Raw genomic sequence first — 18,785 nt, 5'->3', positions numbered from 1 at the left:
GGGGTCAGCCATGATCAAAAAGGACGGCTTCAGCAACAACGCTGACACAACCTTGGCACAGGCCATCCTGAGCGATGCCACTGGGATCGAGGTGGCGGACAGCGCTGCATTCGCTGATTTTTCCAGCGGGCGCCTTTTGCAGCGCGCGACCATCACCAATGACGCCATACCTGGTGAATATGAGATTGTTTCCATCCTGGCCGCTGATGGCGTCGTTTTCACTGTAGAGCGCGGCAAGGAAGGTACGTCCGCACGGGATTGGCCAGCAGGATCAAAACTCCAGGCCCGCATCACCGCAGGGCAGCTCAAGAATTTCCTGCAGATGGATGAATCTGGCACATATCGGGCAGACCGTGACGGGCAGCGCTCCTTTGTGGTGAATGGCCGGGTGGCCAACAATTACAACATGGTGCAGATTTCTGGAGTGCATCTGCTCCAGAGCCTGCATGCAAGTGCCGTATCTGGAGACCAGGGCGAGTTCCAGCAAGACATGAATATGTCTCAGGAGTCTGTAGGGGGTACTGCATACCTGGAACTGGGTAACGATATTCCGGCCTATGCAGAAGGTGGCTTTCTCTCAGACCGCAGCATCGTCAAGGCACCGACGGCGACCGGTTTCAACTACCTGCTTGACCTGGGCGACTACCACTCCAGCTCTGAGTACATCCATACGCCGGTGGCGAGTTTCGACGCATCGGGCTCACCTTTTCCAGCCATCGGGCCGGATGCTGGTCAAGAGGTGGGGCAATGGGTGCCTATTCCGGATCCATTGAACATCATCCAGAACATGCCCAGCCAGACTTCCAGCCTGGTGCTGTCGGAGGTGGGCTTCATCTGCACCCGCTACGAAGCCACGACAGCTCCAGTGGTATCCATCCTCCTGCGGGGTGAGGACACCGAGCACTCGCTGGTGGACCATGTTGCGCTGGATACGGTCACCAAAGCCAACCAGGTGCACCGCATTCCTGTCGCAAGCTACGGCGGGATTGTCTCCGGCATCCGATTACGGGTAGACACGCCGGCCACGGGCAAGTTCTACGGGCGCTTCTACTGGCGCGGCTTCTTCTTCGACGCGGGCGCATAAATGTCTTACCCGCTCATCAACGGCGCAGCCATCAACACCAATGGTGAATCGGCTTCGGGAACACCGAGCATTCGCCTGGTGGTGACTGGCCAGCACCAGGCAGAGTTCCTACTGGAAGGACTGGGCAGCCATCCCTTGCGGCTGGGGCCGCTGCGCGCCAAGGTGGGCTTTGATGTGAATCTGGTGATTCCCAGCATTCGCCTCGTCAAGACCGAGTACCACAGCGCGCTGCAGAACCAGACGCCTTCCCATACGGACGTGCTCGCCAAGAGCACTTTTCCGCTTGTCTTGGGCACGCCCCGGGCAGAGGCGGGGCCTGTCTCTGCAACGGCTTTGGGGACTACTCCGCTGCGTCTTGGCACGCCATCCGCAAATCCCATCGCATTCGCAGCAGGTGCACAGCCGCTGTCCCTGGGGCAGCCTGCCGCAGCCCGGGTTGGGTTTGCTGCCTCGTCCCAGCCCCTGCGCCTGGGCGCGCCCTCGGCGGTTGCCACTGTCCATGTGCCGAGCCTGCGGCTGGTACGGGCAGGCAAGGCAAGCATTGTGGTGGATGCTCTCGAATCGATAGCGCAATCCGCGCACCCACTTACGCTTGGTACACCCAGCGCGCACAGAATCGCATTTGTGCGGCAATCCATCGCGCTGCGGCTTACCCCGCCAACAGTTCATCGGGGGACGGAATGCTGACCTTTTCAGATTTCACAGGCATCAACAACCTGCAGCCCGAGCACCGGCTGACAGGCAAAGACCTGATCGCGGCTGAGAACGTGGACATTGGCCTCACGGGCGAGATCACGCGCCGGGGAGGCTTCGCGCTGGCTGATGAGGCCTGCCACAAGAACCTGCACCAGGCGCAGGGCTACATGCTGGCGACCTGCGGTAGCGTGCTCACGGCCATCTGGCCGGACGGCACACGGCATGTCATCCATCCTGCCCTGGGCTCTGATCGCGTCTGGTACTGCGATCTGCCGGACGGTCGCACCACCTACACCAATGGATTGATCCATGGGGTGACCGATGGGCGCACGGGCTTGGAGCGCAGCGTACCAGTGCCTGAATCGCTGGGGCTGCCGGATACCGCGTTCGGACAGCTTCACCCTGGCGACTACCGCTACTACCTCAGCTATGTGCGCATCTCGGATCGCCTGGAAGGCCCAGCCATCAGCTCGGCGCCAGTGGCGGTGGCGCAGGGCGGCTTGCGCCTGGGTGGCCTGCCTGTGCTTTTTGGCTATTCGATCAACGTCTACCTGAGCGGCAAGGACGGGGAGGGCGCCTACCTGGCCGGGAGCACCACGGGGAGCAGCTTTGAATATGGTGGCAACAACGCCTCGCTGGTACTGCCCTGCCGCACCCTGGGTGCAGAGCCATTTCCGGTGGGTACGATCACAGCGTTCTGGCGCGGCCGCGTGCTGGTGGCCAAGGGAAATGTGCTCTGGGCAAGCCGCCCGTCTGTGACGCACCTCTCGGACTGGCGCGATTTCAAGCAGCTGGCCGGCAAGATCACGGCCATCCAGCCTGTGGACGATGGCATTTATGTTGGCACCGACCAGGACCTGATATTTCTCTCGGGCACCACCTGGGACCAGCTGGCCCACCAGACCACCAAGCGCGGTCCTGTAGTTCTGGGGTCTGGCGTGGCGGTGCGCGGTGATCGCCTCAAGTTCGGCGACGGTGTGGGCACGGGGATGGGTATGGTGTGTATTGCCGGTGGCGAGATCGTGGCAGGCTTCAATGGCGGTCAGACCTCCAGCCTGACGGCCAACCGCTACCGCACCACTGTCAAAGAGGTATGTGCCACCTGGCGCGAGGTGGACGGCATCCCTCAGTATGTGGCGGTGCCGCAATGAGTCTGTGGAATCCCTATGCCCTGACGCCTGACGGGCGCCGCACCACCAGCATGGCGCCGCCCGCGCTTCGCGTCATGGGCGGGCGCGCCACGGTAGAGCAGATGGCCATGGCCCAGGCGGAGTTTGCGCGCTTTTGTGGCCGCAGCCGCGTCTCGTTCTGGCGCAACCCGAACGAACAAGGGGTTCTGAAGGACGGTTCTCGCTACCAGATCGTGACCATTGGCAATAGCACGGTGATGACCATCTGGCCTGTGGGCGCGGCTGAGCATGGGCTTGCCATGGGCGGGGTCAGCTTTTTTGCCAGCTTTGAGGGTGGTGCGCTGTACCAGTACGTGCTGGCGTATCGCAACGAGGTCTGGGTCATTCGGCGAGCACCCATCGTCTATGGCGGCTCGGGCGTCTGGGCATCGAGCACCAAGAACGTGTACTTCACGGATGACACAGCTTCCGGTGGCGCTACCCCCAATCTCAATAGAAAGTATTCAGAAGAAAACCTCCCCAGCTTGATTGTTGCGGGCGGGGCCACCTCAGTGGAGAAAGGAGTGGCCTATGGCATCCAGAGCGGAGTCTCCGCCAACGTGGCCAATGTGGTATCGCCATCCGGAAAGTATGTGCAGGTCGTGCAAACCGATGCACTCACGGCCCAGATTTATGAAGCTGACCTGGTAAAACGCAAGGTGTTTGAGGAAACGCCAGATGAGTTCTATACAGTGCCTGCAGCCAAGCAGACCGTGGTCGCATCGAACCCTGATTTCAACCTCACCCGAACCCATTTGTATGGTGTTGCCGCCTTCAGCCGGTTGCGCGACGGCTCTGCAGTTTACTTCCCCGCTTGGTCAGTTTCTGCCATTGGCAATGTGATCGGCCCCACGGACACGGGCGAGGGCTGGCTGGATTTCGTCACCCATGAATTGAAGGTGACGCTTTCACCCAATGGCGAGTATTCGGCTGCTGTGGTTCCACACGCGCTGCCGGAGCTGACCCTGCTGGAGCCACCCAAAGCGCCCAATGAATTCGGTGATCTGGTGGAACAGACGCATTTCGAGTTCAGCAAACATGGCTGGGCTGACTCTGGCCTGACGCCCCTGAAATCGACCAGCTACATTGAATACTTCGATCCGGGCGCTGGTCAAAATGTCCGGACATTTCACCAAACCGATATTGGCTGGAAGGATGTGCGTGGCCGTGCTGAAACGGTCGAGCGCGTGCGCAAGAAGAAGAACTACCGTGTGCCTGTGTATCTTGCCCGTGGTTGGCAGGACCAGAAGATTGCGTTCTTTGCAAGGGTTGAGGATGAAAAGAATGCAGTGGTTGAATCTTCGGTGAATGAGGATTTTGACCATGGCTTGGTGCAATCGGTATTTGGCGCACCACTTTGGAAGGTAAATGGGAGGACGGCCAATGACACGCTCAGCTATATCGACCTGGACGATATAACGCCAGATTTTAGCAACGGCCTGGACAACTTTATTGACTTCAATGCGTACTTCGACGCGAATCCGGCGCCTGACCTGCAGTTTGATTTCACAATGCTTGGCGAAAAATACATCGCCAAGCGCGCGGCGACGCTGCGAGGCAAAACAACGCTGGAAACACCATGGGGTGAGCTGGTCACCAATGATGTTGATTTGGTTGTGCGCATGCAGCAGAACTACGCAAGGGGCAGGTATTCGGAGTCAGGCTTAGAAGAAAAGGAAGTTCTCTATACCGGAATCTCCGGAAGGCATGTGCGCAGGGAGATTGTCCATATCAACCCCATTCTCGGGATCATTGCCTGCCTTGAAATCACCACCAGCCAATACACGGTGAACAATTCCGGTGAGTTCACGACTGTATCTACTGCAGGTACGACTGCCAAGCTGGTGGTGCTGCTCAAAAACAAAAAGATATTTGAAATCGAATGCACACCCACTGAAAGCTCCTACACGCGGCGCAAGGACGATACCCTGGTGGGAGTTTTTTCATTCAGCCCATTCACACCTGCCGACCGCAATCACTCACTTTTGCGCGGAAAAATTGGGGCGCTGTGGAACCTTCGGAATAACACGCACGTTCCAGCAGTCGCCGGCGTGATTATTCCAAGCGGCATTGGTGATGTCGAAATCACCAAAGACAGCGAAATTGATCGAGTAAAGGACATCTACCCAGTGGCCAAAGTGGAAGGCCAACAGTGGATGAAAACCGCCATCGATCCCAACAGCGGTGGGGGTGCATTGCTAGTACCCAATGAAGCTGGGCAGGTGGTCTATGCCCAAGCCATCTCACCTGCAGGCGTGCTCACCCCCCTGGATGCTCTGGTGCCCCAGAGTGCAGGAGCCCTGCAGCCATTCAGCACACACCTCATATCTGTATGAACACCATCGTATGTAACACCCTGAGCGGCGCTGTGTCGGAGTACACAGGCTTCGTCTTCCAAAGCATCACCCCCACCCATGCGGGCGATGCCAGTGGCCTCTACACGCTGGGCGGCGATTCCGACAACGGCCAGCCCATCGTGGCCAATATCCGCATGCCGGCCACTCTGCGCGAATCGACGCTCAAGAAGCGCCTGAGCATGGTCTACCTGTCGATGAAGGGCACGGGCTGCGCGCAGTTCAGCGTGCTCGGACCCAATGGCATGCCCTGGGCCTATGAGTTTCCACTGCGATGCAGCGGCCAGACGCGGTGCATCGTGGGCAAGGGCATCCGCGAGAACTACCTGGGCTTTGCCCTGAGCAACCCGGCCGGCCAGAAATTCAGCCTCGACCGCATCGAGATCCTCACCCTTGAATCCAAAACACGGAGAGTCTAACCATGGCAACCGGAGTCAACGGCCCCGCCGAAATCGTCAAAGACAAGTATGACCGCTCTGTGGTTCTGGCTGACAAAGCCGCTGCAGAGGTGAGTACCTTCCAGAAGGCGCTCAACGACAGCATCTACCAGCCGCCGCAGATTTCCATCCAATGGAGCACGCTGGGCGCGCCCAATTTGCCGCCGATCCCCGAGCTGCCCAAGGTGCCGGGCATCGACTTCGATCTGCCCGACGGCATGCCCAGCCCCTTCACGGGCAGCATGAAGGATGTGCAGTTCTCGGACTTCAACACCCCAGCGCCCACGCTCAACTTTGGCGTAGCGCCTACCATCACCATCGGCCAAGCCCCCAATCTCCCTGAAATGCGGGATGTGGCCATGCCTGATGCACCCGTGGTAGTTCTGCCAGACGGCCCACAAATGCTCGACCTGCAGGTGCACACCTTTGGCGGGATCGACTTGCACGAGGACTGGCTGGCCAAGCTCGACAATATCCCCGAGTTGGCCATCCTGCAGCCGGAGCCCATGCGCTACACCCCAGGTGCCCGCTACGCCTCGCAGCTGCTGGACAGCCTCAAGGCCACGCTGAACGCCCGCATCCATGGCGGCACTGGTCTGTCTCCTATCGTGGAGCAGCAGATCTGGGACCGTGGCCGCGACCGCGAGACGCAAATCGCCCTGGCCCGGGAGCAGGAGGTGTTGCGGGCTGCCGAGTCATTGGGCTATCCACTGCCGTCTGGCGTGATGGCGGGCCAGCTGGCGGACGCCCGCCGCGAGTACCAGGACAAGCTTTCAGGCCTGTCGCGGGACGTGTCCATCAAGCAGGCCGACCTGGAGCAGCAGAACCTGCAAAACTCCATCCAGGCCGCGCTGCAGCTGGAAGGCCAGCTGATGGACCAGCATTACAAATGGGAAATGCTGGTGTACGAGTCCACCAAGGCCGCTGCCGACAACGCCATTGCCGTACACAACGCCGCGCTTGAGCAGTACAAGGCGCTACTGGTGGGCTATCAGGCCTTTGCCTCTGCCTATGAAACGCTCATCAAGGCGGAGCAGACCAAGGTTGAAGTGTTCCGCGCGCTGCTGCAGGCAGAGCAGGCCAAGGTCGACATCAACAAGAGTCTGGTGGATCGCTACAAGGCCGAGATTGAGGCGCGCATGGCAGCCGTCGAGATCTACAAGGTTCAGGTGCAGGCTGCCCAGACACTGGTGGAGGTGGAGCGTACCCGCATTCAAGCGGGCGGCGAGCAGATCAAGGCCTTCGTGGCGACGATCAACGCCGAGCAGGCCAAGTCTGAACTCTACAAGGTGCAGATCAGTGCAGAAGGCACCAAGGCAGAGGTCTATGGCCGCATGGTGCAGGCCTACAGCGCCAAGGTGGGAGCCCAGGCCGAGCGCGCCCGTGCGCAGGTCGCCAGTTTCCAGGCACTAATCTCCGCCAAGGGGTTGGAGTGGGACGGCTGGAAAGCGCGACTTGCTGCTGAGTCGACGCGTATCGAGGCGGCAGCGCGCCAGTCTTCCGTCATCCTGGACGGCTACCGCGCCGGTGCCCATGCTGCAGAGGCGCAGGCCACCTCGTTCGCGCGGCGGTGGGAGGCCGAGGTGGCGCAGTACAACGCTGTGCGTGAGATCACCTACCGGGTGGAGAAGGCCAACAACGACGCCATCATCCACGCCAACGATGCGCGCATGGATGCTGCCAAGGTCATGCTGGTGACCGGTTCGCAGCAGGTGGGCTCGGCCTGGTCCATGGTGAGCGCATCGGCGGGTATCAGCGCCGGATCCTCGGACCAGTACGTCCACCAGGTGGATTGATTGGGGTGCTCCCCCGTATAGGGTTCGACCTGCGGGCGCTGCTGGCTGACACTTTCAGCTATGACAGCGCCCGCTCAACTTTGCTACACCATATACCAGGGTGCCACGTTCCGGCGTGGCTTCCGCTGGTGCACTGTCCCGTATCCCACCAAAGTCCATTGCGGCAAGTTGGTGCGTGCTGACACTGGCGCGCCGGTTCCCAATTCCGATCAGGTGCCGGTGGACTTGACAGACTGTAAGGCGCGTATCCAGTTTCGCAGTGATGTGCTCTCGCCGGATGTGCTGCTCGAGTTGACCACCGAAAACGGCGGCATTGACCTGTCAGAGGGGCAAGGCAGGGTGAATTTCGTCATCGAGGCATTAGCATCCTCAGCTTTTCCTTATGGCGATGAGCCTCCAAGTTTCTGGAGCAAGGCAGTTGGGCAGCTGGAAATCGTCCATCCGAACGGGGATGTCACCCGTGTTGCGGAAATCACCATTTATCTAAGCCCGGAGGGCACGCGATGAGCGCCGAGGACGTGGTGATCCAGGTTCCTGATGCCAATGTCATCGTGGACCAGCAGCCAGCCGACGTGCTGGTGGCGTCAGTGCCAGAGGCGGCAGTGTTCATTGAGGATGCTGCGCCTTCGGTGGTCACTCTGGACGAAGAAACCGATTTGCTGGTGCTTCCTGTTGAAGACACCCAGGTTGTGGTTGCAACTGGAGAGCAGGGGCCACCAGGTATCCCTGGGCCAGCAGGCGGACAGGTGCTGGAGCGCACGGCCGGCGAGCAACTGAGTGCCTTGCGTGCTGTGTATGAGGACGCAAATGCTCGGGTATGGCTGGCGGATGCGATGGAAGCAGGCGAGGTGTTCACGCTCCTGGGTGTGACCACCACGGCCGCCGAAGCCTATCAGCAGGTGCTGGTGCAGCGCCTGGGAGCCATCGACGATGCCGGGTGGAGCTGGACACCCGGCGTGCGCGTGTACCTCGGCGCTGCTGGCCAGCTCACCCAAACCCCGCCTGATGCAGGTTTCGACGTACTTATCGGGGTGGCGCTGTCTCCGACCCGGCTGCTGCTCAACATCCAAGACCCTATTGAAATGGAGTGACCTATGGCTATCCAGCCCACACAAGGCTTCCTGGCGCGCGTCGCGGGCAAGACCAAACAGATTTTCGGGATCGCCACGTCTGCAGGCGTGGCTGATGCCGGCAAGCTCGGTGCTCTTGGGCCTGATGGGCGATGGGACTTGAGCATGATGCCAGTGGGCATCGGTGCCAACACCACCCAGGCCACGGCCTCGGAGGCAATTGGCGCGGGCAAGTTCATCAACTTCTGGGACAACGCGGGCGTCTTTAGCATGCGGCTGGCAGACAGCAGCAATGGCCGCCAGGCCGACGGCTATGTGATCGCTTCTGTGGCCAGTGGCGCCGTGGGCACCGGCTACCCGCTGGACGGCACGAATGCAGGGCTCACGGGGCTGACGGTCGGGGCGCGCTACTACCTGGGCACTGCAGGCGGCGTCATCAGTACCCCACTGGATGAAACCGACACGGCCAACGTGAACAAGGTGAGCCAGTACCTGGGCGTTGCCAAGAGCGCTACCGAGCTTGTTACCGACGATCAGGGCTACGTGATCCTGTAAGCCATGCCCAGCGCCGTCCACAAACCCATTGTCTCGATTGCCGGCCAGCGCCGGCAGTTGCCCGTGGGCGAGACGCTGGATACCCCGGAACGCAGCGTCCCTGTGACGCTAGCGGGGGGAGGTATCCGCAGAGTCACCATCGGAGCATCCGGGCCAGCGCTTGTGTACCTTGCCAACGGCACCAGCCGGGAGGTATCCACCGGCGCGGCGGGTGTTTGGCGCATTGGCTTGAATCCCGAAACCTCCGCTCCCGTGGACATCTCAGGGAAGCTGGATGCCGATTTCAACGGGCTGGCTGCTGCCTCTGGCCAGGACAGTGACCTGCTGGTGATCCGGCGGGCGGCCGCCAACCTCAAACTATCCCTGTCCAGCCTGGTGGGCTACATCACCGGCGTGGCGCGCAGCTGGGCTGGAAAGCAGACCTTCAGTGCTGGAGCAGATATCTCGGCTCTGGGGGTTACAGGCGCAGCAACCATAGGAACCACGCTGGGCGTGTCTGGCGCAAGCACCCTCAGCGGGGGCGCGCAGCTTGGTGAGTTGGGCCCAGCCAACCTGAAATGCCTGCTTCTGACTGGCACAGCACCTGCATCCACGGGCACGACCGCGAGTATCGTTGCGCATGGACTGAGCCAGGGGGTGATTGTGCTGGTGCGGGCGGTCGTGACAACTTCGGATGGGTTCCTTGTGATGGATGGGAACGGCTTCAGTGATGCCCAGTTCAATGTTTCGGTGAACACCACGCATCTGCGGCTGTCCACTACTGGCGCTGCATCCACCACTGTTCTGGGGCGGCCTGTGAAATTCTTTGTTTTCTATCAAGGGTGATATATGCCAGCACAAGCACCCATCAAAATCGTTCCAACATCAGGTACAACCGGTGAGCTGCGGGAGTTCGCCGCAGGAGATTTTCTCGGCATAGCTGCGGGAGGAACTGGCGTCGCCGCAGGCACCGTGGCTGATGTGCGCATCGCATTGGGCCTTGGCTCTGCTGCCGTGGCAGCAATCCTCGGCACGGTCTCGCAGTCAGGCGGCGTGCCCACGGGCGCAATCGTTCAGCGGGGCAGCAATGCCAACGGCGAGTTTGTGCGATTCGCTGACGGAACCCAGTTTTGCTTCTTCACCCTCAGCAATACTGCCCAGTCGATGGCGGCTGACGCCCAGGTGCAATTTACGCCCACCTGGACCTTCCCCGCAGCATTTGCAGCTCCGCCTATCTATGTGGATCTCGTACCAACGGGCGTTGGGAGTGGCTACTTCAATGTCCGGGTTGTTGGTCCAACAGCGTCCAATGCTGGCAGCCTCTACATGATCAATACCGCGAGCACGACGCAAACCTGCGGAACTTCTATCCAATGCATCGCAATAGGGAGATGGTTCTGATGCGTATCAATCTGATTCCTCAGGTGCGCGAAGGTGCACTCCAGGTCTCCAAAAAGGGAGACGTTCTCACGGTCAATGGTCGCAGGTACGACTTTGGCCAACTCCCAGAAGGCGCTGTGCTGCCTGGAAATGCGGTCGACAGCGAGCACATCATTGGCAATGTGACGCGCACGGGCGGCCAGTTGCAGGTGACGTTGTTGCTGCCCATCGCTTGGGATGCACCACATGAGGCCTGCTTCCCTGAGCCCATCATCGACCCGCCAGACGGGCCCATTGCATTGCCAGGAGGTGCAGCATGATTGACTGGTCCCAGATGAAGACGGCTGAGCAGATCGCCGAAGAAGAGCGCCGTGCCCGCGTGCCAGCTGAGATCAGCCGGGCGCAAGGGCGTGCAATTCTCGGGTCGATGAAGCTGACGCCTCAAGTGGAGGCGTATTTCGCCAGCATTACAGACGAAGAAGAAGCCATGTGGGTGGATCTCGCCTGGAATCACACCACCACATGGCGCCGGTATGAGTCACCTTTTCTGACGAGAGCTGCGCAAGCATTGGGCCTGACGGATCAGCAGCTCGACGAGATGTTCATCGCTGCCGCCCAGATCGTGATCTAAGCACCCCTCTAGGGTTCGCCTGTCTGCGACAAGCCTTGGATCATCAGGGCATGGCAGATTTGAATGAAACCACCTCCGAGATCGCCACACCTCTGCTGCAGGTGTGGGGCGCAAAGCTCAACGTCTGGGCCGCATGGTTTCTGGGCCTATTTGGGACGGTGACCCTGGACAAGCTGGTGGCGCTCTCTGGCTTGGTGCTGGGGGTTGCTGGCTATCTCATGAATCGGCACTACCGGCGCAAGGAAGACCGTCGCCAGGCGTTACGCGCCAAGCGTGACGACGAGCAAGCTCGCAGGCAGCACAGCACCTGGGTGATGGACATGCGGGCCAAGTATTCCGAAGAGAAGCTTGTCGCCCAACTCGGCGAGAACTGGTCTGACTACATCAAGCTTCCAGCCTCCGGCGATACAGACCTGGGGGCGCTGTCATGAGCAAGGTGCCTAAGCTCTTGGCAGAAAGCCTGTTTGGGCTAATGCTCCTGATGGGCGCTGGTGGCGGCATCTATTTGAACAATCAGGCTGCGTTCCAACAGGCGCAGTCCAATGAGTACGCCCAGGCTGTGGCGGCTGACCCCAGCACAAGCATAGCGGTGAAGATCGCCATGGTCATGGGCAACTACTACGAATCGAGCAACCGGCATTTCGGCGTTGCCTATGTCGACAAGAATGGCCGTGGTCAACCTCTAACAGTCTGCAACGGTGTAACCGGTGCTGGTGTCATAGCCGACAAATACTACTCGCCCAAGGACTGCTACGAGCTGGAGCGCGCGCGCTACATCCAGACCGAGGCCGCTGTCGCACCGCTGCTGCGCTACTGGAACACCTACGACCCCTTCGTGCAGGCCACCTTTATCGACTTCGGTTGGAACAAGCCTCTTGCATCGTTTAAGACCAGCACCATGCGCGCCAAGGCCAATGCAGGTGATCTGCTTGGGGCCTGCGCCGAAAACCCACGCTGGAACAAAGGGACGGTGCAAGGTGTTCAGGTGGTGCTGCCAGGCCTGCAAATCCGTGGTGACTCCAATGGAGAGCTTTGTGCGGAGTGGAGGGTGCCATCGTGATGTACACGCATGTTGCCGCCGCGATTGCCGGTGCCGCGCTCTCTGCATGGATGACCTGGCAGGTGCAGGACTGGCGCCTGCAGGGACAGGTGACCACGGCCAAGACAGCCTTGGCCAAGGCCGAGGGTGATCTGGTCAAGGAAAAACAGGATCGCAAAGACCAACTGCTGCGCGCCCGCGCATCTGCCCAAGAAACCTACACCCGCATGGAGGGCGTGAAGAATGCCGCGATCGAGAAACAAACCCAACGGGCGGAAGGCAATCGCCTGCGTGCTCAGCAGTTGCAGCGTGATGTTGATGGGTTGCTCGGCAACCTCGCAGCCGTGCCCGCCCGTATCTCAGCCGCTTCCAGTGAAGCCGTCGCTGACTATGCCGCTACCGCAACGCGCGTATTCGGAGAGTGCACGCGCGAATACGCAGAGGTGGCAGAGCGAGCTGATGGCCACGCCAATGATGCGCAAGCCTTGAGCGAGGCTTGGCCAACCAATCCGAGCCAGCCGGCCGCTGGCAATCCTTTGGAGATCAAACGATGAACACAGCCCCTGGTCAACAGAGCATGGAAGAACTGAAGCGCCGCAGCGGACGGTCATTCAAGGTGCTGAGCGACAGCCAAGCCAAAGCCGATCTGGCTGGCAAGCGCCGTCCATTCAGTGTGCGCAGCTGGATTGCAACCCTGCTGGCAAATCGCGCAGCCGCTTAAAGCTCCAGATCAGACTCAACCCATGCCTTCACCTGGAGGTATGGGTTTTCTCTTGGCATGTCCAGCGGAGAACTCGGAGACGCTCTTAAACAGCGAGACGCCGAGGTAGCAGCGCTGTGCGACCAGGTGAACATTGAGCGCGGGTTGAGCGGTGATGCGGATGATCAGGCGTGCAGAGGACAATAAAAAACCGCCCGGAGGCGGTGTGAGGAGTGTGTTGGCGCGCTATTAAGCGAGCTTGAATGCCAAGGAGGGAGAGACTTGCTGGCCTTGCTCCTGATCCTGCTTTTCCTTGTCAGTAGGTGGCTTTTTCCCTTGCTCTTGCGGGGATGGGATACCTGACATGTGAAGCATTCGCTTGGTTTTGGCCCAGAAGGAAGCAGGAGGATAGGCTGAGAGTTTGAACATGTAGACCTCCGGTCTATTGCGGCGTATCGAGATGGATTGCCTAGACCCACAGTACTCTCTTTAATCCCCTAAATCCTGATTACACAAAGACTTACGTGTAGAGCCTCTCCTCTGGTTCCGATCGCCAAGGCGCAACGGGTAGTGTTGTTTCATTGTTGGAAATAATAAAGATAGCGGACTTTATGGCAATTGATGTATAGTGGGCTGCACAAAGAAGCGTGCATTCAATGTGCAGTGTCTTATTTGTCCGCATCTTGGTGGCTCAACGCTACCCAAAGCGTCCTTAGCGAAATTCGCCATGTTGACTTGTAGGGCTGCAGTCAACAGAGTACTTTTAAGTCCTCCAGGCCGACTAGGCTTGTGCTTCTGATTGATCTTCATTTTTAAGTCTTCTATTCCCATGGGCAAGTACGTCGTTTCGCCCGCGACTCATCAAACCGTCAGTGGTCGTTTCCGCGCCTCTTTTTCGGTTCAGCGTTTACAAGGCAATGGAAACTACTGCCGCGTGTTCCGCTTTGACAGAACCTTCGCCTCTAGCGAGGCCGCTCGAATGTTTGCAGTCACCCAGGGCTGGCTGCAGTCGAGCATGCCTAACCCGCCTGCATGTTGATGATCTGGTGACCCCAGATCCAATCCCATCCCCATCGCATATCCAGCGCAAATCTTCGCGTCTGTATTCGACCAGTGCGTCACGTCTTAGCGCACTCTAATCTAGAAAGGCTCCAACATGAGCAACAAAATTTATGTGGGCAACTTGCCCTACTCCGTAACCGATTCCAGCCTGAAGGACAACTTTGCTGAATTCGGTGACGTGTCATCAGCCAAGGTGATGATGGATCGTGATACGGGTCGCTCCAAAGGCTTTGGCTTTGTAGAGATGGCATCCGCTGATGTTGCACAGGCCGCGATTAAAGGCCTGAATGGCATGTCCGTTGACGGACGACAAATTATTGTCAACCTTGCTCGCCCCCGTGAAGAGTCCAGAAACTCTGGTGGATATGGCGATAACGGTTTCCGCGCAAGTGGCCGTAGCGATGTTGGCTATGGCGCAGGCGGTCACGGTGGTGGCCGATACTGAGCAGTTCAGATCTTGAAGAATCGACTGAAATAGCTGGTTTTATGAGATTTAGGTAGACGACTTTTGTCTAAGCCAAGAGCCTCCCAGGTGCCAAATACGGCGCCCGGGAGGCTATTTTTTCGTTTGTGCCAACGAGTAGGAAGTGGACTATTCCCATGTCCTGCTGATGGCGGTATGGTTGAACTCCTACTTGGGAGATTGCCATGCAGGAATTTGATGACAAGTACTTCGACGGTGATGCAAGGCTGGCCAGTGGCGATATGCTGTTTTCGTCCATCTTCCCCGGACCTGCATCGACAACAGCGGTTTACAACGAGATTGCAAAGCGCCTGGGCTTGGTGCACAAGGATGAGTTCATCTCAGAGGATCTATTGCGCTTTGCAGCAGTCGTGGTGGAAAAGTGTGCTCGGGCCTCGGATGACCCTGACTACATCAGGCGCACACTTCTGCCTGATTCAATCGAAGATGCCAAGCGTGCGATTGCTATCTACAACAAGGAACTTGCTGAATACTTGAGGTCGACCAGGCTTGAACTGGTAGGCGGAACAGCAATGGCAAAGAAGCCCGAAAGCGATTCCTAGCCCAGGGTAGAGCAATGTGCAATAAATACACGCCTCCCGACCAAGCCCAGATCGAGATGTACTGGCGCCCAAACTTGCGCAACCTCAAGATTTGGAAGGGCGGCGAGGTGTTTCCGAAGTACCCCGGTCCATTCATCCGCCGTGCTCAGGACGATACCGGGTACAGCAAGGAGCTTGTAGTAGGGCGCTGGGGGCTGATCCCGTGGTTCTCCAAGACGCCAGACATCAAGTACAGCACCAACAATGCTCGGGCTGAGGAGCTTGCTGAGAAGGCCAGTTATCGAGATCCCTGGAAGAAGGGTCAGCGCTGCATCATTCCCGCTGCCACATTCGATGAGCCCAACTGGGAGACTGGAAAGAATGTGTGGTGGAGATTTGCCCGGGCTGATGGCGATCCGTGGGGCTTGGCTGGGTTGTGGCACACCTGGAAGGATCCGGCATCAGGCGAGCTGATCGAGAGCTACACAATGCTCACACTCAACGCTGACGATCACCCGCTGATGAATCGCATGCACAAGCCTGATCCAAAGCTGCCACCGGACAAGCAGGACAAGCGTTCGGTCATTCCCATTGAACTGGCCGATGTTGATCAGTGGCTTGAGGGCACGATGAAGGATGCCCAGGCGCTTCTGAAACTCGCGCCGGTTGAGGTATTTGCTGCTGGCCCTGCCTAAAACGGCACATCTGGCCCCAGATCGCGGCAGACTTCCCGCATTTCCGCAGGCGTTGGCGCACAGCGCCAGATCATCGAGCCCAGGACGGGCATAGCCTCGGGGTGCGATGGCTTGATGCTGTCCGCGCGCTCATGCTCAGGCGTCTTGATCCATTGATCTTGTGGCTTGATGTGCCATTGCCAGTATCTTGATCCAATCATGTCGATCTCCAAAACACTGTATATTTATACAGTAATCTGGAGTTGCCATGGAATCATTTGCACACTTTGAAGTTGGGGATTTGCCCGGCAGGTTTGATCCAGGCAGGGCTTCTCCTGGAACTGGCGGGTACATTGCAGCCAAGAAGAAGGCAGGCTATCCATCCTGTGTTCTGAGGCTGCAGCATACTGGCGTGTTTCTTCCTGTCTACCTGTTGCACTTCAGACCAAGACTGCATGGAAATTTGGTCACAGCTCGAGCCCATAACGGATCTGACTGCACTTGTTTGGTGGATCGCGAAGACCCAGACAGGTTGCTTTGCCAGGCCTTGGAGCAGGCGGAGGTGTGGAAGGAGCGGGACAATGTGCTCTTGCTTCGTGGCATCGAGTGGGATGAAGCAGAGTTGCAGCAATGGCCTCAGATTTGGATCTGTGCACCTTCGCCCGCTGAGATTGGGAATAGTCTAAAAACCCTGGGCCCTTGGCTCGAGAAGCAATACATGAAGGTCAAGCGGCCTCCATATCCTGAATTTCCCCGGAGGAAATAGTTTTGACTCTACACATGCTGCGAGTGAGGAGGGTAGCTCTGCCACATCGCCCCCCTATGCGAATGATAGGCCGAGGTAGCGACTATCTTTTGGCGGATAAATGTGCTCGTTTTTTGCTCCGCATCGTGGCATTAGGAAACAATGAGATGCGGGTTAGATTGCTGTGCGCCCATACAGCAATGCGGAGCGGAAAACACCCGCAAACACGCATGAAATAACGATACAGCTATGAGCTTAGAAGGCTGTTGCTCTATCCAACTGAGCTACGGGCAGGTGATGGATTGGGCAGGTTTTTCAGCTCTGCCAAGAAGCCTGTGTTTGGCCGGAATGCGAAGCGCTCCGCTTTTTCCAAATCAGCGTCCGAGTGACGATCCGCCATTATGCCCGGAAACGAGGCTTCGACATTGCGGCCCTGGTGCGGATTCCGTGTCGTCGCGGCCGGTGTTGCCCACCGCTGTCTTGTGTACCGACTTACGGTGATCCAGTGATGGATGTGCCGGCCATGGTGCAGCAACCATAATGGGTTCCGATTGGCATTCGGTGGCGCATTGGGTTCGCTTTGCCGCGGCCCTCAAATCCAAACGATAGCCAAAACAAGCGATGCCCATGAATGGCCCTCGCATCACGCGCAGCACCCTGTGCACTGGCATTGTCCTCTCGAACCTGGAGGTCCATAGGCACGGGGCGCATTTCTCTACAGCGCCATGCAGCGCATGTGCATTTCTTGATTATTTTTATGATGTGAGATACTGTAACTTTTGATAATAAATTGATAATTACTTTGGTCAAAGGCCAAAAAGCAGGAGATGCTATGCGACGCTGTCTGAGTTTTCTCATTGTCGTGCTAGGGATGCTCTGCCTGGAGCAGGCGTCCGCGCAGGATGTTGTAGCAAATGGCGGCTTTGAGCAACAGACCAGTGCCTGGGATTTTTCAACCGCAGTCCCGAGTTGGGTAGGGGTAGATGGCACAAGCCCTCGCTCCGGCACTTTGGCCGCGTACTCGGGATGCCCTCAAAACTGCATGACAGCGGAACGTGCAGCGTTCTCCCAGACGGTCTCCACCATTCCTGGTGCCACCTATACCTTGAAGTTCTGGTACCAGGTAGAGAATGATGCTCAGGGAGGTTCCACAGGCGCCACCAATGAAATTCAGGTGCTGTTTGGTGGGGGGCCGCTGACAAGCGGAGGGGCCGGAACCTGCTCCGGCAACTGTGTTTTTCAATTGAAGCCCGACCCTGTTGGCTACACCCTTGCAACGGTAACCGTTCGGGCGACCAGTACCACCAGCGTGTTGTCATTCTTGTTGATGAGCAGTAATGCCTTCATTGATATTGATGATGTCAGCTTGAATCTGGGTGCTGTACAGACCGAGAAGCCCTCTGCTCCAGGTACTCCTGTCGTTATCGCTGGCGATGGACAGGTCGTCGTCAGTTGGGCTGCTTCTGCTGACAATGGATCACCCATCAGCAAATACACGGTCTCGGGAACCCCGGGCGGTACGTGCGTGAGCGAGACGGTACTTCCTGCAACATCACCTGCAACGAGTTGCACGGTTACCGGTCTGGCCAATGGCACAGCCTATCATTTCAATGTGGTAGCAACGAATGGGGTCGGCGACAGCCCGCCTTCAGCCGATAGTGTCCAGGTCACGCCTCTTGCTCCTTTTGTCTTCGAGGTACCTGGAGTCATTCCTCTTGCCAAAATGGGCGAGACCTACCACCTGCAACTCGCCGCAGCCGGTGGTTCCGGCATCTACAACTATGCCATCCGCAGTGGTTCATTACCCGCCGGTCTTTCGCTTGAGACCGATACTGGGCTGATCAGCGGCTCGCCGATGGTGGCTGGCGCGTTCATCATCACGGTTTGGGCTGGGGACACCGCTGCCCACGAGCGCAGCGTCGATCTGACGATCCTTGTGGATCCGCGAGACCTCAGCATACCGGTGGAAAGCCAAGTCCTTCCTCCCGGTCAGGTTGGAAAGGCCTACAGCGCCCATATTGCGGTGACCGGCGGTACGGCGCCCTACACTTTCTCGCTGGAGGGCGCGTTGCCAGAAGGGCTCATTCTCAATCCGGCAACGGGTGCAATCACTGGAACACCGGCCAAAGCACAGACCAGCACATTCAGCGTGACCGTATCGGGTAGCGCCGCGCCGAGCCCGGCAAGCGTCACCAAGGCTGCAGCAAATAGTCTCACGCAGAGCTTCACCATCACGATTGCTGCTGAGCCTGCGGTCAGTCCGACACCTGTCTCGGTGCCCGCACTGGGCATCTGGAGCCTGATCTCGCTGTCTTCATTGCTGGCCGTTGTTGGCGGGGTGCGGACTCGCAGATGCTGGACCTGTGATCTCCGTTCATTTCACTGACCTCAAGACAGGTCTTCATCTTT

The 18,785-nt window shown here is 58.5% G+C and carries 23 protein-coding genes; 22 read left to right on the top strand and 1 reads right to left on the bottom strand.

Annotated elements, in window-relative coordinates:
- The first annotated feature begins 10 nt into the window (after positions 1–10).
- From ACH2DG_RS11635 to ACH2DG_RS11535, 21 genes are all read left to right on the top strand, one after another.
- A complete protein-coding gene (locus ACH2DG_RS11635) occupies positions 11–1,084 on the top strand; it encodes a hypothetical protein (protein WP_395026269.1) in 1,074 nt (357 codons plus the stop codon).
- On the top strand, positions 1,085–1,771 hold the full coding sequence (locus tag ACH2DG_RS11630) for a hypothetical protein (protein ID WP_395026268.1): 687 nt from the start codon (positions 1,085–1,087) through the stop codon (positions 1,769–1,771).
- On the top strand, positions 1,765–2,931 hold the full coding sequence (locus tag ACH2DG_RS11625) for a hypothetical protein (RefSeq protein WP_395026266.1): 1,167 nt from the start codon (positions 1,765–1,767) through the stop codon (positions 2,929–2,931). The genes ACH2DG_RS11630 and ACH2DG_RS11625 overlap by 7 nt, the downstream gene beginning before the upstream one ends.
- Positions 2,928–5,285, top strand: coding sequence for a hypothetical protein (locus ACH2DG_RS11620; RefSeq protein WP_395026264.1), 2,358 nt, complete (start codon positions 2,928–2,930; stop codon positions 5,283–5,285). Before ACH2DG_RS11625 ends, ACH2DG_RS11620 begins: the two co-directional genes overlap by 4 nt.
- Positions 5,282–5,722, top strand: coding sequence for a hypothetical protein (locus ACH2DG_RS11615; protein ID WP_395026263.1), 441 nt, complete (start codon positions 5,282–5,284; stop codon positions 5,720–5,722). The genes ACH2DG_RS11620 and ACH2DG_RS11615 overlap by 4 nt, the downstream gene beginning before the upstream one ends.
- A gap of 2 nt (positions 5,723–5,724) precedes the next feature.
- Positions 5,725–7,536, top strand: coding sequence for a hypothetical protein (locus ACH2DG_RS11610; protein WP_395026261.1), 1,812 nt, complete (start codon positions 5,725–5,727; stop codon positions 7,534–7,536).
- Between the two features lie 171 nt (positions 7,537–7,707).
- On the top strand, positions 7,708–8,043 hold the full coding sequence (locus tag ACH2DG_RS11605; protein ID WP_395026260.1) for a hypothetical protein: 336 nt from the start codon (positions 7,708–7,710) through the stop codon (positions 8,041–8,043).
- Positions 8,040–8,627: a hypothetical protein gene (locus ACH2DG_RS11600; RefSeq protein ID WP_395026259.1), complete on the top strand. Its 588-nt coding sequence runs from the start codon at positions 8,040–8,042 to the stop codon at positions 8,625–8,627. The genes ACH2DG_RS11605 and ACH2DG_RS11600 overlap by 4 nt, the downstream gene beginning before the upstream one ends.
- Before the next feature lie 3 nt (positions 8,628–8,630).
- The gene (locus ACH2DG_RS11595; protein WP_395026258.1) at positions 8,631–9,161 is read left to right on the top strand and encodes a hypothetical protein; all 531 of its coding nucleotides are present in this window, start codon (positions 8,631–8,633) and stop codon (positions 9,159–9,161) included.
- A 3-nt stretch (positions 9,162–9,164) separates the two neighbouring features.
- On the top strand, positions 9,165–9,986 hold the full coding sequence (locus tag ACH2DG_RS11590; RefSeq protein ID WP_395026257.1) for a hypothetical protein: 822 nt from the start codon (positions 9,165–9,167) through the stop codon (positions 9,984–9,986).
- A gap of 3 nt (positions 9,987–9,989) precedes the next feature.
- On the top strand, positions 9,990–10,541 hold the full coding sequence (locus ACH2DG_RS11585; RefSeq protein WP_395026256.1) for a hypothetical protein: 552 nt from the start codon (positions 9,990–9,992) through the stop codon (positions 10,539–10,541).
- The gene (locus tag ACH2DG_RS11580) at positions 10,541–10,840 is read left to right on the top strand and encodes a hypothetical protein (protein ID WP_395026255.1); all 300 of its coding nucleotides are present in this window, start codon (positions 10,541–10,543) and stop codon (positions 10,838–10,840) included. The genes ACH2DG_RS11585 and ACH2DG_RS11580 overlap by 1 nt, the downstream gene beginning before the upstream one ends.
- Positions 10,837–11,151: a hypothetical protein gene (locus ACH2DG_RS11575; protein WP_395026254.1), complete on the top strand. Its 315-nt coding sequence runs from the start codon at positions 10,837–10,839 to the stop codon at positions 11,149–11,151. Before ACH2DG_RS11580 ends, ACH2DG_RS11575 begins: the two co-directional genes overlap by 4 nt.
- A gap of 50 nt (positions 11,152–11,201) precedes the next feature.
- Entirely contained in the window at positions 11,202–11,582 is a 381-nt protein-coding gene (locus ACH2DG_RS11570) for a hypothetical protein (RefSeq protein ID WP_395026252.1), read from the top strand.
- Complete coding sequence (locus tag ACH2DG_RS11565) at positions 11,579–12,211, top strand: lysozyme (RefSeq protein ID WP_395026250.1); 633 nt, start codon at positions 11,579–11,581, stop codon at positions 12,209–12,211. Before ACH2DG_RS11570 ends, ACH2DG_RS11565 begins: the two co-directional genes overlap by 4 nt.
- Positions 12,211–12,744, top strand: coding sequence for a hypothetical protein (locus tag ACH2DG_RS11560; RefSeq protein WP_395026249.1), 534 nt, complete (start codon positions 12,211–12,213; stop codon positions 12,742–12,744). The genes ACH2DG_RS11565 and ACH2DG_RS11560 overlap by 1 nt, the downstream gene beginning before the upstream one ends.
- Positions 12,741–12,911, top strand: coding sequence for a hypothetical protein (locus ACH2DG_RS11555; RefSeq protein ID WP_395026247.1), 171 nt, complete (start codon positions 12,741–12,743; stop codon positions 12,909–12,911). Before ACH2DG_RS11560 ends, ACH2DG_RS11555 begins: the two co-directional genes overlap by 4 nt.
- Before the next feature lie 808 nt (positions 12,912–13,719).
- Positions 13,720–13,929 carry a hypothetical protein gene (locus ACH2DG_RS11550; RefSeq protein ID WP_395026245.1) on the top strand — a complete coding sequence of 70 codons (210 nt, stop codon included), beginning with the start codon at positions 13,720–13,722 and terminating at the stop codon, positions 13,927–13,929.
- A 117-nt stretch (positions 13,930–14,046) separates the two neighbouring features.
- Positions 14,047–14,397, top strand: a complete 351-nt coding sequence (locus ACH2DG_RS11545) for an RNA recognition motif domain-containing protein (RefSeq protein ID WP_395026244.1) — start codon at positions 14,047–14,049, stop codon at positions 14,395–14,397.
- 203 nt (positions 14,398–14,600) lie between these two features.
- The gene (locus tag ACH2DG_RS11540; RefSeq protein WP_395026242.1) at positions 14,601–14,978 is read left to right on the top strand and encodes a hypothetical protein; all 378 of its coding nucleotides are present in this window, start codon (positions 14,601–14,603) and stop codon (positions 14,976–14,978) included.
- A gap of 14 nt (positions 14,979–14,992) precedes the next feature.
- Positions 14,993–15,652 (top strand): SOS response-associated peptidase, encoded by a 660-nt coding sequence (locus tag ACH2DG_RS11535; RefSeq protein WP_395026241.1) that lies wholly within the window; start codon positions 14,993–14,995, stop codon positions 15,650–15,652.
- On the opposite strand, the gene ACH2DG_RS11530 is transcribed toward ACH2DG_RS11535, so the two are convergent.
- Positions 15,649–15,852, bottom strand: coding sequence for a hypothetical protein (locus ACH2DG_RS11530; RefSeq protein ID WP_395026239.1), 204 nt, complete (start codon positions 15,850–15,852; stop codon positions 15,649–15,651). The genes ACH2DG_RS11535 and ACH2DG_RS11530 overlap by 4 nt on opposite strands.
- Positions 15,853–17,208: 1,356 nt before the next feature.
- Here ACH2DG_RS11530 and ACH2DG_RS11525 point away from each other — a divergent pair.
- A complete protein-coding gene (locus ACH2DG_RS11525; protein WP_395026237.1) occupies positions 17,209–18,762 on the top strand; it encodes an IPTL-CTERM sorting domain-containing protein in 1,554 nt (517 codons plus the stop codon).
- Positions 18,763–18,785 lie beyond the last annotated feature (23 nt).

The organism is Comamonas odontotermitis, assembly GCF_040396735.1.
Classification (GTDB): Bacteria; Pseudomonadota; Gammaproteobacteria; order Burkholderiales; family Burkholderiaceae_C; genus Comamonas; species Comamonas odontotermitis_C.
Note: the sequence above shows the minus strand (reverse complement) of the source record. Positions and strands in the feature narration are given on the sequence as shown.